This window comes from Glaciihabitans sp. INWT7 (assembly GCF_014217685.1).
Lineage (GTDB): Bacteria > Actinomycetota > Actinomycetes > Actinomycetales > Microbacteriaceae > Lacisediminihabitans.
On the sequence record NZ_CP043654.1, the window covers coordinates 1 to 13,421 of the forward strand.

A 13,421-nucleotide genomic window follows, 5' to 3' on the forward strand; every position below is an offset into this window, starting at 1 on the left:
ATGACCAGCAACACCAACCGCACAGCTCGCCGCATCGTCCTGCTGAGCGCAGCGATCCTTCTCGCGGCCACGCTGGCCGGCTGCACACCAGAAGCACGAGCCGCAATCCTGAACAAGCCAGCCGGCACCACGGCAAGTGCGACCTCCACACCTGCGCCGACTGCCGCGGCTCCGAAGCCTGGTGACACTCTTACCGGAGCTCAGGCTGTCGCGCTCCGGAAGTCGCTGCCGAAGAACGGCGACTGGGTCTACACGACCTCCGCCGGAGTGAACATCATGATCAACTCCCATGAGCTGCTGCCGGAACCGGTCAAGGCTGACGCGAGCGCACAGCTTGCCGCGGCGGCCCAAGCTGGCCATGACGCAAACGACACGATGAACCCGACTTTGGGCCCGGTGATCAAACGGATCAGCGGCTCGATGGGGAAGCCCGTTGTCGTCATCGTGAGGATCTGGACCGGCAATGACGCAGGGGACGCCAAAGTCTGGCGATGGGCAGTTCAAGGTCCTGCCGCAAAACCCGGCCTCGCGAACCGGTTCCCTGACGCCGCGTCCGCTGTCGCATCCGTTCAGGGCTACATCGCCTCGCAGCCTCAGACCACCAAATGGGAAGTCCTGGTCGCCGGCTAGTTCCGGCGACCATGTGGTCATGGGTCCAGTCCTACCCGCTTCGTAAGATCAAGAATTCGCGCAAAGTTCGGAGATCCAGATGAGCACCACGCCCAGACCATCGCGCAAGCTTCCCACCACCGTCCCATCAGCCACGGATCCCGGGCTGGCCGACACTCTTGCTGGAGACCTCATCCGCGCCGCCGCAGCCTCAGCTTCTGCCCGTCAACACCTGACCTCTGAGGCTGACCAGCTGACGGCCGCCCGGGATGTGGTGGCCACCGGCAACTACAGGCAGCTCGACCACAACGGCAACCCGCTCGACCAGAAAGCCGAGAGGCTCCGCGTCACGTCGCTAGTCGGAATCCTCGAAGCCAGAGTGGCCGACGCTCAGGCCGCGCTCGACGTTGCCGAAGCGCAAGAGGAAGCGCTCGACGGCCAGCAGCCGTAGAGGCTCAGAGAGACGTCGACCGTTGATTCGCCTGCCCGACCATGTCGCGGGTGAAACCGTCTAGGTCTCCCGCGTCAACACGCCCCTCACCGATGAGCCGAACCAGCTCAGTCACCGCGTCGAAGATCGGTGCGCCGGACAGGATCGGGAAGTCGAACGTGGTTCTGATCGCTCGGGGCCGCAGCACCTTCGCCGCCATCAGCGGGAAGCCGAGCTCAGGATCTGCAACGTCGCCCCGCAGGTGATCGTTGAACGGCAGCCAGGCGTAACCGCGGCCGTCCCCGCAGACTTCCCATCCGCTGGTCCGGTAGAAGTCATCCTGTGCTGCGGGCACGTGGGCGACGATGACGTTCTGCCGGGCGGCGAGGCTTCTCCGTTCGATCTCCGCAATGAGCGCACTGCCGATCCCCTGACGTCGACGGGCCGGGTCGACCGCAAGGTAGTTCAGGAGCATGTGGGCGCGGTCGACCGCGCCCGACCCCGGGAGCCGCCACGGAACCGCCGCGGCGAACCCAATGATCTGGCCGTCAGATTCAGCGACAACAGTGAACACGCGCATCGGGGCTGCGATCTGCTCGGTCAAGGTGAGAGTGGAAAGTTCGACGCTCTCGAAGACATAGCCGGAGTGAGGCTGCCCGGCGACCGCCGGGAAGTAGTTCCGCTCGTACTCGAACAGCGCAGCGCGGTCAGTGGGCGCGGCAAAACGAATGCGTACGCCTGCTGTTGGATCCATACGCCGAGGCTAGCGGGAGGGTCCGACACGGGCCCGCCGCCCGCACCGCCGCCCACACCGGCGCAGCTGCCGCGCATGGCTTTCCTATGAGCCTCACCGCACCGTCCTCCGTCCAGACCACACCAGCGAACCTGCTCGAGCTGGTCACGCTCGACGTGGATGTCGCGGCACCAAAATACGTCCTCCGTGACTACCAGCAGAAAGCGCTGGCACGGACGCTGGAGGCTCTTGCGACAGACTCCCTGGCTACCGTCCTCTCCGCCTGCGGAACGGGCAAGACCGTCACGATGCTCGCCCTGCATGAGGCGACGAACTCCACCCTCACTGGTTTCTTCTGCCCGAACCTGTCGCTGCTGCAGCAGACCGTTGCCAGCTGGCGTGCGCTCGGCCGCAAGTTCGTCGCACTGATCGTCTGCTCGGACCCGAGCGTCGGTAAAGCCTCCGTGGACGACATCTCCGAAGACGAGCTCCGCGCTTCCCTCCCGGACATTGAAGTCACTCAGGATCCAGCCCGAGTCGCCGAGTTCATCACCTTCGCCGAGAGCGGCTTCACCGACATGCCGCACATCGTCTTCGGCACCTACCAGTCGTCGCACAAGATCGCCACCGCACAAGAGTCCACGAAGGGCACCTTCGACCTGATCATCGCCGACGAAGCTCATTACCTCGGAACCCGCGACCGAAAAGCGTCCGCTGCAGAGAACAAAAACGGTGAAGCCGTCCGGAACCCGAAGATGATCCGCTCCGACCGTCGCGTGTTCACCACCGCCACCCAGAGGACCGTCTCGTCGAAGAACGGGCAGGACACCGAGTCGCACGCGTCGATGGACAACCCGGCCCTGTTCGGCACGGTTGCGTTCGAGCTGTCGCTTCGGGATGCCATAAACCTTCCCCGGCAGGCAAACGGGATGCCGGTCCTCACTGAGTACGAAATCCTCATCCTCGCCGTCACCGAGACCGAAATTGAAGAGCTCTACCCAGACCATCAGTTCGCGCTCGACAGCACCGACGAAGGAGCCCGTCATGCGATGGCGCTGATCGCAGCACGGAAGCTCAACGAGGAGTACGGGGTCACCCGGATGATCTCGTACCACTCCGGCGTGGAGCGCGCACAGCAGTTCGCCGCCGATTTGCTCGAGAACGGCTTCGATCGCGCGCGATCGATCACCGCGGACGTGCCGATGGACGAACGCCGGGAGATCCTCCGCCAGCTCGAGGACGGCTGCGTGGTCACGAACGTGAACTGCCTCACCGAAGGCATCGACGTGCCGGCTCTCGAAGCGGTCCTCCTTGTTGACCCCCGCACCAGCGAGATCGACATCGTCCAGATCATCGGCCGGGCGATCCGCCCGTTCCGCTTCCCTGACGGACGGATGAAGGAGAAGGGCTACGTTGTCATGCCGGTCCTCGCCGGCCCGGACGGTCAGCCGAAAGAAGGCGCGTTCGAGAACGTGTTCAACGTGCTCCGGAAGATGGCTGCGAACGATGAACGGCTCGCCCAGGAGATCATCGACGCGGGGATCCGCGCGAAAACCGGGGAAGGCGACGAGCCGGAAGAGCGGATCGTGAAAGTTGACCTCGGCGGCCTCGCCGGGGAGTTCCATGGGCTGGCGCTGGCGGCCCTAACCAAGGGGCTCAGCCTGCAGGTGTTCGAGGCGGTGACCGATTCGTGGGCACTGTTCCTGGTCGACTTGAAGATCTGGGGGGATGCACATCCGGGGGAGAGGCCGACTGCGCATTCAGCCGATCTGTTGGAGAAGCGGCTCGGAAAGAGGCTGATCAAACTACGAATCGACAACAAGAAAGGGCTGCTCCCGGCGCGCACTAAAGCTGAACTGACAGCGGCAATGTCGGTCTGGGATGTGGTGATCGACGCCACCGAAGAGAGTCTGGTTCGCTTCATCTCCTGGTGCACCGCCAACCCCGGTCACAAACCGCGATCTACGGCTGTCGAACCGGAAGAAAAATTCGCCTACAAGTGGCTGAAAACCCGACGCAGCATCAACAAGGGGACGATCAACGGCACGAAACTCACTTCAAACCAGCTCGCCCGCCTCAACACCGCATTCCCCGACTGGCATCTTGTCGTTGACGCCACCGAAGAGGGTCTGGTTCGCTTCATCTCCTGGTGCACCGCCAACCCCGGTCACAAACCGCGATCTACGGCTGTCGAACCGGAAGAAAAATTCGCCTACAAGTGGCTGAAAACCCGACGCAGCATCAACAAGGGGACGATCAACGGCACGAAACTCACTTCAAACCAGCTCGCCCGCCTCAACACCGCATTCCCCGACTGGCATCTTGTCGTTGACGCCACCGAAGAGGGTCTGGTTCGCGTCATCGCCTGGTGCACCGCCAACCCCGGTCACAAACCGCGATCTACGGCTGTCGAACCGGAAGAAAAATTCGCCTACAAGTGGCTGAAAACCCGACGCAGCATCAACAAGGGGACGATCAACGGCACGAAACTCACTTCAAACCAGCTCGCCCGCCTCAACACCGCATTCCCCGACTGGCATCTTGTCGTTGACGCCACCGAAGAGGGTCTGGTTCGCTTCATCTCCTGGTGCACCGCCAACCCCGGTCACAAACCGCGATCTACGGCTGTCGAACCGGAAGAAAAATTCGCCTACAAGTGGCTGAAAACCCGACGCAGCATCAACAAGGGGACGATCAACGGCACGAAACTCACTTCAAACCAGCTCGCCCGCCTCAACACCGCTGTCCCTGGCTGGCGGCACACCTCCCGCTAAATCACCCTTACGCCGCCCAGATGTCCGGCGCCCGCAACGCCCCCGCCGCGGCGAGCTGCTTCGCTTTCCGATGATCGGCGCGCCGGTCGGCCCCACGCGGGTAGAACGGGTACTCGGTCCGGGCGGTCTGCGCGAACAAGGCGAGGGCGGTTCCGCCTTGCTTGCCGCGCCTCCGTTTGCCTCGGGTGGTCATCCAGGTGTGCTCGGCATGCCACCAGGACCAGACGGCGCGTTCGGTCGCGTACCGGTCGCGGCGGCCGTCAAGGTAGCCGGTGACACCAAGCTCCCAGGCTGCACTTTCGAGGTCTGCCGTTTCGTCGCGAGCCCAGCCCTCATCGGTGAGGTGAGCGAGGCGTGACCGGTCCAGTTCTCGGAGCGCGCGTAGGGCTTGGCCGGGGCTCGTTTGCGCGCGGCGTGCGATGTCGGCGGCGGTCACCGCGGCGCCAGGGCGGAGCTGAGCGAAAACCCTGCCGGCAGTGCGGCCGAGACTGCCGGGCGCGGCGAAAGTATCCGAGGCAAGCGGCGCAAGGAGTGAGCTGATTTTCTGGATCCACCATTGGCGGTTCTCGAGGGGGAGCTCGGCGGGGCGTGTCATGACTTGTGCCCAGCTTTGATCCTCTGACTCTGTGGAGAACCGGTGGCTGAGTCGGAATCTGCTGCCGTGGATCCCGACGCTGTCTTCGGTCTTGACGATCCATGCGGACTCGGCATCGCCGTCGATCGACGGGGCGGCCAGTGCAAGGAGCGCGAGCCGGCAGGACTCCCGCCCGTAGCCGGTGTCCTCGGCCAGGCGCCTGGTGTCCACTTCCACGGTGCTCTGCACGGACTGGGTGAGGTAGAGGCAGATGGCGTCGAGGACGAGCCGGTGGGTTCGGCGGCCGCGGTCCGCGCGCGCCGGTCGTGAGTCGGTGTCGAAACCCCAGATGCCAGGCATGCTATCCGCGCGAGCCTGGCAGGCGGCGACCGCCGCCGTGACCTGGGTAGCGCGTTCGAGGAAGTCGTCGTCGTTGCCGACGACGCTGAATGGGTTCGCTGCGGCGAAGTACACCGCGCGGGACCACGCCGCGGCGAGCCGTCGCGCTGCCGCATGTTCTGACACCGGCCGGCGCGCGCCGCGGCCGGCGATCGACCGGGCGTGAACCAGCGCGGGGGAGCTCGGCAGGAGCGCAGCTACATCCGAGTACCGCCAGCGGGCGCGTGCGAGCATCGCGAGGGCTCGGGCGAGAGTGACGGAGGTGTCAGCTTCCGGTTCGCTGTCGAGGAGCGTCCGCGCTCGACTCGTGAGAACGCGGCGGGGACCGAGAAGGTGAGGGTGCCCGGCGGTGTCGAACGCCATCCCTTTCGCGGGGCTGGTCCGCGGCGGGTCGAGGGTCGCGCCGGAGTCGGCGAGGAAGCTGCGAAGGGCGGTCAGATCGTCGGCGGTCACGGACGGGAAGATGAACGCAGTCAGGGTTCCAGCGAGGACGGTGGAGAAACCGCCGAGCCGGTGCGGGGCGCCGGGCGGGCGGACGCAGCCGGTCCGCGGGTTCGTCAGCGGGGTGATGTCCAGAGACGGGAGCAGCTGCGCGGCCATCCGGCCGATCTGCTCGATGACGGCGGGATCCGCGCCGTGGTCGAGAGCCAGCCAAACGTGCCGGCCTCCGGTCGGACCGGACTCGCAGACCAGATGGGAGACGTTCAAGTCCGCCAGCCAGAAGGAAAGCCGGTCGGCGTCGTTGGCGGCGTTGCCGTGGCTGGCGTCAAGGTCGAAGCAGACGAAACGGTACATGCCGTCGGCGCCGGCGAGGTACATCGCCCACGGGGTGCTGGGCGTCGGGCCGGCCAGGGGGACCTGGTGCGGGTAGCTGTTGGTGATGCCCGCGCCGGTTGCCGGGTCGGTGACGCGGACCTGGTCTCGGGGGCTTGCCCTCTGGGTGAAGCGCCAGGCGTCGTTGTCGAAGCGCGACACGCCGAGAGAATTCTCGGTCGTTGCCAGCTTTTCGGGTGCGCTCGTGCGTACTATGGGATCACTTCCAGTTCGTGGAGTTCTGGATACAACGAAGGCCCGGGTTCACCGGATCTTCTGAATATCGGCTTTCGCACCTGGCCCTGTCGCCAAACTGAATCAGGTGGGAAGCTGTGAGACTTCGGCCCGTCGCTTGCGGCGGGCCTTCTCTTCTTAAGCGGCTGGGATCGGCAGCTCCTCCCAGCGTGGGCGTGCCAGGTGGTCGAAGACCGGCAGGGAACCGTGGTCCTCCAGCTGCTGCTGGACGAGAGCTTCGATGTAGAGCGCTAGGGACAGCCCGCTCTCTTCGGCTGCGGCATGCATGGCATCCCGGACCGTGGTGGTCACCCGCGTTTGCAGGAGCACCGTCACGGCGTTGTCGCGTCGCTTCGTTCTGCCCTTGATCGCACTCATGGGACGATCTTGGCGCGGAATCAATTCAATGCGTGGAGGCTGTCGGCGCGCCAACGAATGAATTGATTTCGTGGGGGATTGGCGGGGTTCTCCTCCGCCTGCCTTGGCCGCACATCACGCCAGTAGGTGTCCGCGCCCCGAGAGGGCGAGTCGTGCCGGTGATCATGCGCGAGCCTCTACTGCATAATCTGCCAGCCTCATTGTGCGGTTTTCACCAGCCGTCAGCAGATGGAATAGGTGCGATCGGCGAGCGTGCACAGCCGCACGTACCGCGACTAAATGGATCGACAAGCGGCGGTCCTGGTAAGGCGATCCGAGCCCTGTGGATGGCAATCTGCGCCGAGACGCCACGAAGGCTGTTGAATGGCCGGCTTCGCACTACACCGCGGCGTCCGCGTCCTTCGCTGCCAGCTTCGCCAGCCGCTTCATCAGCGGGGTGGCGCGGAGAACCGCCAGCGGGTCGGTTCCGGTCAGCTCATCCAGAACCTCCCGGATCAGCCCGGCCAGCACACCGGCGTCGTCGGGCGTGTTCGCACGGTCCTGCATCGCGGTGAGCTCGTCGATCGCGGCAATGTGGCGGGCGGTCGCTTCACGTTCCAGCATTCGGACGATGTTCGCGCGGTGGGCAGCGGTGAGGTCTTTGACTCGCAGGACCGTGCCGTTCTGCTGGGTCCAGGTCTTCCGGTTGTTCAGGTCGTTTTTCGATGCGTTTCTCATGGGAAGAACATGCGCGGTGCCCGACTACTTCGAGGTGACAATTCTGAGCGCCCTTTTCGACGGCGACAACGGCGAACCTCGGAACGGGGTTCCCGCCGTCACTCGCGCATGGTCTTCCCATGAACACCTCGCCGATTGACGTGACGGACTCCGAACCGAAGCTTCTCGTCCAGCTGAAACTGAGCCACACCACTCGATCCTTCGACCACTTCCTCAGCCGGCGTGAGCGTTTCGAGGTGAACCCGCCGTATCAGCGGGGGAGCGTCTGGGATGTTTCCCGCCGCCGCGAGCTGATCAAATCGGCGCTGATGGGATTGCCGATCGGCACGATAACCGTCAACGACCGTGGTTATCAGAAGAGCGGTGTGGATATCGCTGTCGTCGACGGAAAACAGCGGCTGGAAGCCCTCCAAGCTTTCGCCGACTCCGAATTTGCGATCCCCGCAGCTTGGGTTGACCCCAAGGATGTGCTCGAGACGGAGCCGATGGATTACCGTGGCCGGACCGTCCCCGGTGTCCGCTACTCAGGGACCAGTATTGTCTTTGGCCGGCGGTTCGCTAACATGCCGTTGCAGGTGACAGAAGCCGCGGTCTCCGGCGTCGACGCGGAGGCGGAGATCTTCATGCTGATCAACTTCGCCGGCGTTGCGCAGACGGACGCCGACCGGGCGAACGCGACCGTGGTGCTCACGAACGGCGCGAGCGACCGCACCGTCTGACCGTGCCGCGCATGGTGTTCGTATGACCACTCAACTTCACCCCAACTCCGCCGCCATCATCCATACCCGGCCTCGCGCGATCGACATTGGGTTCCTCGCCGCAGCTGTCATCGTTGTCGTGCAACTTGTCCTCGTCACACTTCGTCTGACCGGGATTGTCGAATGGGATTGGCGTTTTGTTCTCTTGCCCGTGACCGGTTCGATCATGCTGTGCATGGGCGTCGCTATCGGGATGCTGGTCGTCGGGCTGACCATTGCGTTCTGGCGTGAGGTCAGAGCGTCTGCCAAGCGGGTGTTCCACCGATGAGCGTCCACCACCTGATCGACACGTTCGCCTTGGCGGCGGACTGCTCGCACCACGACCCGGACTACGACCCGCCAGTGTTCAATCTCGCCACCGGCGAAGCTCCCGACTGGGCTGCGTACGCCGCCGAGAAGAAAACCTTCGACGCGCACCACCAGGATTCCCCTGCCGGCTTCCTCTGCTTGGACATGCCCTGTGTCAGCTGCCTCGAATGTGGCGGAGACGAAGGGTACGACGTCTGCCAGCTGGACTCAGCGGACCCGAACTACGCTGCCCGTCGTGAGCTGGTCACCGCATGAAAAGCATCCTCGTCGGCCTGGTCACCGTCACCGGAGCGGCCTGGCTGCTCTTCGCGATCGGCCGGCTCGCCTACCAAGGTCAGCCTGAGATTTTCCACGCGGCAGGTGACCATTTCACGAAGCCAGTCTGGTACTGGTGGGACTGGATTGCGATCGCTCCGCTGCTAGCGATCGGAGTCGGCTTGATCCTTGTGATTCTGTGGGGTATCGGGGAGAAGCTCGCCGGGGAATAGCGCCCGTTTGACGGCGAGGGCTGGGTACCGCTCCAGCCGATTTGATTCGCTGCGCATAGAGACATCATGTTCTCCAATGCGAATCTCAACTTCCTGCTCGCCGAAGCAGAAGCGGCGCCCACCACAACCGAGCACGGCGCCTGGTTCGAGTACATCTCCGACTATGCGCTAAGAACCAGCCCCGAGTACGGCGGCCAGATCTCGAAGATCGAACGCTACGAGACGTGGGCTCGGAGGGAGCTGCCGCAGGCCTTACCGTCACAGTGGCGAGACCTAGGCGTCGACCGTGTGGTCACCACACACTCGGGGGAGTTCTGGGCCGTGCAGAACAAGGGCTACGCCGCCGAAGCAGAGAGCAGCTACAGCCACTACACGAACTTCATCGCGCAGGCGCGCAGCATTCCCGGTGTCACCAAGCTTCTGTGGATCACGAGCGGAGCTGGTCTCAATCGGACCGCCACAGACCACAACCGGAGCAGCGGAAGCCAAGTCGTCGTGCACAACCGTTCCTGGCTCGCCGCCGGAATCAACTACCCCGCCACCATCGCCGAGGTGCGCGCCTACCTGGAGGAAGGCAAGAGCCTCCCGGCCGACGGCCCCTACCAATTGCGCATTCATCAGGAAGTCGCGGTAGCAAACGTGCTCGCCGGGCTCGATACGAACCCTGCTGTTCAATTCATCTCCGCCTGCGGAACCGGGAAGACCATCACCGCCCACGCACTGCACGAAGCTCTCGGCTCGAAACTCACCTCGTTCTTCGCGCCGACCCTCGGGCTTCTGCGACAGACCATCAGAGCGTGGACGCAGCAGTCCGCCGGTCGGCTAACCGTTATCGCCGTCTGCTCCGACGAGGACATGCTGGCGACGGAAGACCACCTGATCGCCAACGAACAAGAGTTCGGCCGGCACCTCATCCGCAACCCGGATGAACTCGCGTCCACCATCGCTTCGGCGTTGCAGGAGACGACGACCGATGCGGACGGGACCGGCCGACCTGTGCCAGTAGTCGTCTTCTCCACCTACCACAGCTCTGAAATCCTCGTCAACGCTCAGCACCAGTTCGGCGCACCCACGTACGACCTCGCGGTGGCTGACGAGGCGCACAACCTCGCCGGCTGTGGGTTCCGCGGCGAGCTGGTGAAGTTCAAGGAGGACGGCAAGAAGCGACTCATCGCCACGAAGCGCGTTTACACAACAGCGACCCCGAAGGTGACCAGTTCGGACATGGCCGCCCGGCACGAGATCGACTCCCTCGACGAGAACTCACCAGTGTTCGGCCCTCAAGCACATGTGCTCACTTTCGGCGAAGCGATCCAGCTGGCCATCATCTCCCCGTACCGGATGAGCATCATCGTGGTTCCAGACGAGCTGATGGCGGTGATCAATCAGAACGTCTCCATCGACGGGATGAGCAGCCAGTATCTGTCCGCCGCGTATGCCATCGATCAGAGCATCAAGCAGGGCCAACGGAAGTTCATTTCCTACCATTCGCGTGTGGCTCAGGCGAAGGCATTCGCCAACTTCATGGGTAAGCGGAATCCGCTTGGTGACTCCGGCGTCGAGCAGGTCGGGTACTCCGAGACGGTGTGGGGGAACCTCTCTGCGTTCAAGCGGGAGTCGGCGATCGCCGCTTTCAAAGCGTCGGACGCTCCCGCGCTTCTGACGAACTCGCGGTGCTTGAATGAGGGCATCGACATTCCCGAACTGGACACGGTCGTCTTTGCGGACCCAAAAGCGCAGGTCGTAGACATTGTCCAGTCGGCCTCCCGTGTCTGTGACAGCCTGAAGTGGCCCCGGGGTGACGGTTAGATCTGGCCCCATTTGGTGACTTGCCGGGGTGGTTGTGACGGTTTGATTTGGCCCCACTTGATCGTGGTCTCGTCTGAATGATTCGGCGAGGAGGCCAGGATGAGGTCAAGGGTGGATGTGTTCGCAGAGATCCGCAGGGATGCCAGGGTTGCAGGGCTGTCGGTGCGAGAGCTGGCGCGCCGACATAAGGTCCACCGGCGCACGGTGAGGGCAGCGTTGGAATCGGCCCAACCGCCGGCCCGGAAACCGCAGGTGAGATCCTCACCCCGCCTGGAGCCGTTCACCTCGGCGATCGATGAGATGCTGACGACGGATCTGGATGCTCCGCGCAAGCAGCTCCATACCGCGACCCGGATCCTGGCCCGCCTCGCGGATGAGCACGGTGCGACGGAGTTATCGTATTCGACGGTCAGGGATTATGTGCGGGCGCGGCGGGTGGAGATCGAGATCGCGGCGGGCCGACGCGTGAAAGCGTTCGTCCCGCAAGGCCACGAGCCGGGAGCGGAAGCGGAGGTCGACTTCGGCGAGGTGTGGGTGATCCTGTCCGGGGTGAAGACGAAGTGTCACCTGTTCGTCTTCCGCCTCTCCCACTCGGGTAAGGCCATCCACCGTGTCTATTCGACCCAGGGACAGGAAGCGTTCCTGGAGGGCCACATTGACGCGTTCGAGGCGATCGGTGGGATCCCGACCAGGCATATCCGTTACGACAACCTGACGTCCGCGGTCACGAAGGTGCTCTTCGGTCGCAACCGGGTAGAGAATCCCCGCTGGGTGCTGTTCCGTTCGCACTACGGGTTCGACTCGTTCTATTGCGAGCCGGGTATCAAGGGAGCGCATGAGAAGGGTGGTGTCGAGGGCGAGGTTGGCAGGTTTCGCCGCAACCATCTCTCACCGATGCCCGTGGTCGGTTCTCTGGCCGAGTTGAACGACCGCATCCGCGCGTGGGATCACGCTGATGACGTTCGGCGGATCTCGACCAGGATCCGCACTGTCGGTGCGGACTTCAGCACCGAGCAACCTCTGCTGGCTCCGTTGCCTGGGGAGCGGTTCGATCCGGGCCTGTCGTTGACACCGCGGGGACTTAACCCCGGTTCTTGGACACGCTGATTCCAGCACGATGCTGGGGAAGCGAGAATTCAAGAGATGGCTAGGAAGAGTTACACGGACGAGTTTCGTCGGCGGGCGGTGGATTTATACGAGTCCACGCCTGGTGCGACGGTGAAGGGCATCGCGGCTGATCTGGGAATTTCCCGTGGTGCGTTGAAGGAATGGGTGGGCAGGCTCGGCTCCGAAGTAACGGTGCCCGGGACTGCGTTCCTCGGGTCTGCGAGGCGATCCGAGTCGCACGCTGGGAGGGTTGTCCGGTTGGAGGCGGAGCTGGCTGCGTCTCGCGCTGAGGCCCGCAAGCTCGAAACGGAGCGAGACATTCTCCGTCAGGCGGCGAAGTATTTCGCCGGGGAGACGAACTGGTGACCCGCTTCCAGTTCGTCGAGGATCACAAGGGCGCCTATGGCGTGAAGCGGTTGTGTGAGGGTGTCGAGGTGTCTAGGTCATCGTTCTACGCGTGGCTGGTCGCCGCGCCCGCTCGGGCCGGCAGGGCTGCCGCGGACGCGGCATTAGCCGCAAAGATCCGGCAGGTGCAGGACCCGGTCCAGGGTGGTGATCGCGCTTACGGTGTCCCCAGAGTCACTGCCGACCTGAACGAGAACGCGGCCGGCGGGCAACGGGTCAACCACAAGCGTGTGGCGCGCGTGATGCGCCAGGAAGGACTGGCGGGGATTCGGTTGCGCCGCCGGGTGAAGACCACAATCCCGGACCAGTCGGGCAGGAAGTTCCCCGATCTGGTGGGCCGCGACTTCACCGCTGAGAGCCCGAACCTCCGCTACGTGGGCGACATCACCTACCTGCCCATCGCTGACGGCACGAACCTCTACCTCGCCACGGTGATCGACCTGTGTTCCAGGAAGCTGCCCGGCTGGGCGATGGCTGACCATATGCGCACCGAGCTTGTCGAAGACGCGTTGAGGGCCGCCTGGCATCAACGCGGCTCGCTGCGCGGTGCGGTCTTTCACTCGGATCATGGGTCGGTCTATACCTCGAAGGACTACGCGCGTCTCTGCACGGGCATGGGTGTGACTCAGTCGATGGGCGCGGTTGGCTCCAGTGCGGACAACGCCCTCGCGGAGTCGTTCAACGCGTCGCTGAAACGCGAGCTCCTCGACGGTGTCCCAACATTTCCCGACCAAGCGACCGCCTACCGGGCCGTGTTCCGCTGGGCGACCCGCTACAACACCCGTCGCCGGCACTCCGCGATCGGCAACATCAGCCCCGACGCATACGAAACCATCGTGTCCGCTACGCTCACGAAAGCGGCATAAACCGAAACGACACCGTGT

13 protein-coding genes and 1 pseudogene are annotated in these 13,421 nt (G+C 64.0%); 10 read left to right on the forward strand and 4 right to left on the reverse strand.

Annotated elements, in window-relative coordinates:
* Both F1C58_RS16105 and F1C58_RS16110 read left to right on the forward strand, forming a co-directional pair.
* Nucleotides 1-630: a hypothetical protein gene (locus F1C58_RS16105; protein WP_185204288.1), complete on the forward strand. Its 630-nt coding sequence runs from the start codon at nucleotides 1-3 to the stop codon at nucleotides 628-630.
* Nucleotides 631-709: 79 nt separating this feature from the next.
* A complete protein-coding gene (locus tag F1C58_RS16110; protein ID WP_185204289.1) occupies nucleotides 710-1,060 on the forward strand; it encodes a hypothetical protein in 351 nt (116 codons plus the stop codon).
* Nucleotides 1,061-1,064: 4 nt separating this feature from the next.
* Here the strand turns inward: F1C58_RS16110 and F1C58_RS16115 are convergent, their stop codons facing one another.
* On the reverse strand, nucleotides 1,065-1,643 hold the full coding sequence (locus F1C58_RS16115) for a GNAT family N-acetyltransferase (protein ID WP_185204290.1): 579 nt from the start codon (nucleotides 1,641-1,643) through the stop codon (nucleotides 1,065-1,067).
* Nucleotides 1,644-1,879: 236 nt separating this feature from the next.
* Here F1C58_RS16115 and F1C58_RS16120 point away from each other — a divergent pair, with 236 nt between their 5' ends.
* Nucleotides 1,880-4,546 carry a DEAD/DEAH box helicase family protein gene (locus F1C58_RS16120; RefSeq protein ID WP_185204291.1) on the forward strand — a complete coding sequence of 889 codons (2,667 nt, stop codon included), beginning with the start codon at nucleotides 1,880-1,882 and terminating at the stop codon, nucleotides 4,544-4,546.
* 7 nt (nucleotides 4,547-4,553) lie between these two features.
* Here F1C58_RS16120 and F1C58_RS16125 read toward each other — a convergent pair whose 3' ends face one another.
* The 3 genes from F1C58_RS16125 to F1C58_RS16135 form a co-directional block, all read right to left on the reverse strand.
* Nucleotides 4,554-6,494: a helix-turn-helix transcriptional regulator gene (locus tag F1C58_RS16125; RefSeq protein WP_185204292.1), complete on the reverse strand. Its 1,941-nt coding sequence runs from the start codon at nucleotides 6,492-6,494 to the stop codon at nucleotides 4,554-4,556.
* 210 nt (nucleotides 6,495-6,704) lie between these two features.
* On the reverse strand, nucleotides 6,705-6,944 hold the full coding sequence (locus tag F1C58_RS16130; RefSeq protein WP_185204293.1) for a hypothetical protein: 240 nt from the start codon (nucleotides 6,942-6,944) through the stop codon (nucleotides 6,705-6,707).
* Between the two features lie 378 nt (nucleotides 6,945-7,322).
* A complete protein-coding gene (locus tag F1C58_RS16135; RefSeq protein ID WP_185204294.1) occupies nucleotides 7,323-7,661 on the reverse strand; it encodes a hypothetical protein in 339 nt (112 codons plus the stop codon).
* Nucleotides 7,662-7,780: 119 nt separating this feature from the next.
* On the opposite strand from F1C58_RS16135, the gene F1C58_RS16140 reads away from it, so the two are divergent.
* The 7 genes and pseudogenes from F1C58_RS16140 to F1C58_RS16170 all read left to right on the forward strand — a co-directional run bounded on the left by F1C58_RS16140 (nucleotide 7,781) and on the right by F1C58_RS16170 (nucleotide 13,403).
* The gene (locus F1C58_RS16140) at nucleotides 7,781-8,380 is read left to right on the forward strand and encodes a DUF262 domain-containing protein (RefSeq protein WP_185204295.1); all 600 of its coding nucleotides are present in this window, start codon (nucleotides 7,781-7,783) and stop codon (nucleotides 8,378-8,380) included.
* Between the two features lie 22 nt (nucleotides 8,381-8,402).
* Nucleotides 8,403-8,687, forward strand: coding sequence for a hypothetical protein (locus F1C58_RS16145; protein WP_185204296.1), 285 nt, complete (start codon nucleotides 8,403-8,405; stop codon nucleotides 8,685-8,687).
* Complete coding sequence (locus F1C58_RS16150; protein ID WP_185204297.1) at nucleotides 8,684-8,983, forward strand: hypothetical protein; 300 nt, start codon at nucleotides 8,684-8,686, stop codon at nucleotides 8,981-8,983. Before F1C58_RS16145 ends, F1C58_RS16150 begins: the two co-directional genes overlap by 4 nt.
* On the forward strand, nucleotides 8,980-9,216 hold the full coding sequence (locus F1C58_RS16155; RefSeq protein WP_185204298.1) for a hypothetical protein: 237 nt from the start codon (nucleotides 8,980-8,982) through the stop codon (nucleotides 9,214-9,216). The genes F1C58_RS16150 and F1C58_RS16155 overlap by 4 nt, the downstream gene beginning before the upstream one ends.
* 66 nt (nucleotides 9,217-9,282) lie before the next feature.
* Complete coding sequence (locus F1C58_RS16160) at nucleotides 9,283-11,025, forward strand: DEAD/DEAH box helicase family protein (RefSeq protein WP_185204299.1); 1,743 nt, start codon at nucleotides 9,283-9,285, stop codon at nucleotides 11,023-11,025.
* A 99-nt stretch (nucleotides 11,026-11,124) separates the two neighbouring features.
* Nucleotides 11,125-12,102, forward strand: a pseudogene (gene istA, locus F1C58_RS16165) (IS21 family transposase); the annotation flags it as partial.
* A 66-nt stretch (nucleotides 12,103-12,168) separates the two neighbouring features.
* Nucleotides 12,169-13,403 (forward strand): IS3 family transposase gene (locus F1C58_RS16170; RefSeq protein WP_185201831.1). Its coding sequence is split into 2 segments (ribosomal slippage): nucleotides 12,169-12,478 and nucleotides 12,478-13,403, totalling 1,236 coding nucleotides; the frame shifts between segments, so codons are not numbered across the junction.
* Nucleotides 13,404-13,421 lie beyond the last annotated feature (18 nt).

What these genes read in the sequence shown, in the direction of transcription:
- F1C58_RS16130 (WP_185204293.1), bottom strand. Translation starts at nt 6,944, where the DNA reads ATGAGTGCGATCAAGGGCAGAACGAAGCGACGCGACAACGCCGTGACG.
- F1C58_RS16105 (WP_185204288.1), top strand. Translation starts at nt 1, where the DNA reads ATGACCAGCAACACCAACCGCACAGCTCGCCGCATCGTCCTGCTGAGC.
- F1C58_RS16135 (WP_185204294.1), bottom strand. Translation starts at nt 7,661, where the DNA reads ATGAGAAACGCATCGAAAAACGACCTGAACAACCGGAAGACCTGGACC.
- F1C58_RS16110 (WP_185204289.1), top strand. Translation starts at nt 710, where the DNA reads ATGAGCACCACGCCCAGACCATCGCGCAAGCTTCCCACCACCGTCCCA.
- F1C58_RS16155 (WP_185204298.1), top strand. Translation starts at nt 8,980, where the DNA reads ATGAAAAGCATCCTCGTCGGCCTGGTCACCGTCACCGGAGCGGCCTGG.
- F1C58_RS16150 (WP_185204297.1), top strand. Translation starts at nt 8,684, where the DNA reads ATGAGCGTCCACCACCTGATCGACACGTTCGCCTTGGCGGCGGACTGC.
- F1C58_RS16145 (WP_185204296.1), top strand. Translation starts at nt 8,403, where the DNA reads ATGACCACTCAACTTCACCCCAACTCCGCCGCCATCATCCATACCCGG.
- F1C58_RS16140 (WP_185204295.1), top strand. Translation starts at nt 7,781, where the DNA reads ATGAACACCTCGCCGATTGACGTGACGGACTCCGAACCGAAGCTTCTC.
- F1C58_RS16120 (WP_185204291.1), top strand. Translation starts at nt 1,880, where the DNA reads ATGAGCCTCACCGCACCGTCCTCCGTCCAGACCACACCAGCGAACCTG.
- F1C58_RS16160 (WP_185204299.1), top strand. Translation starts at nt 9,283, where the DNA reads ATGTTCTCCAATGCGAATCTCAACTTCCTGCTCGCCGAAGCAGAAGCG.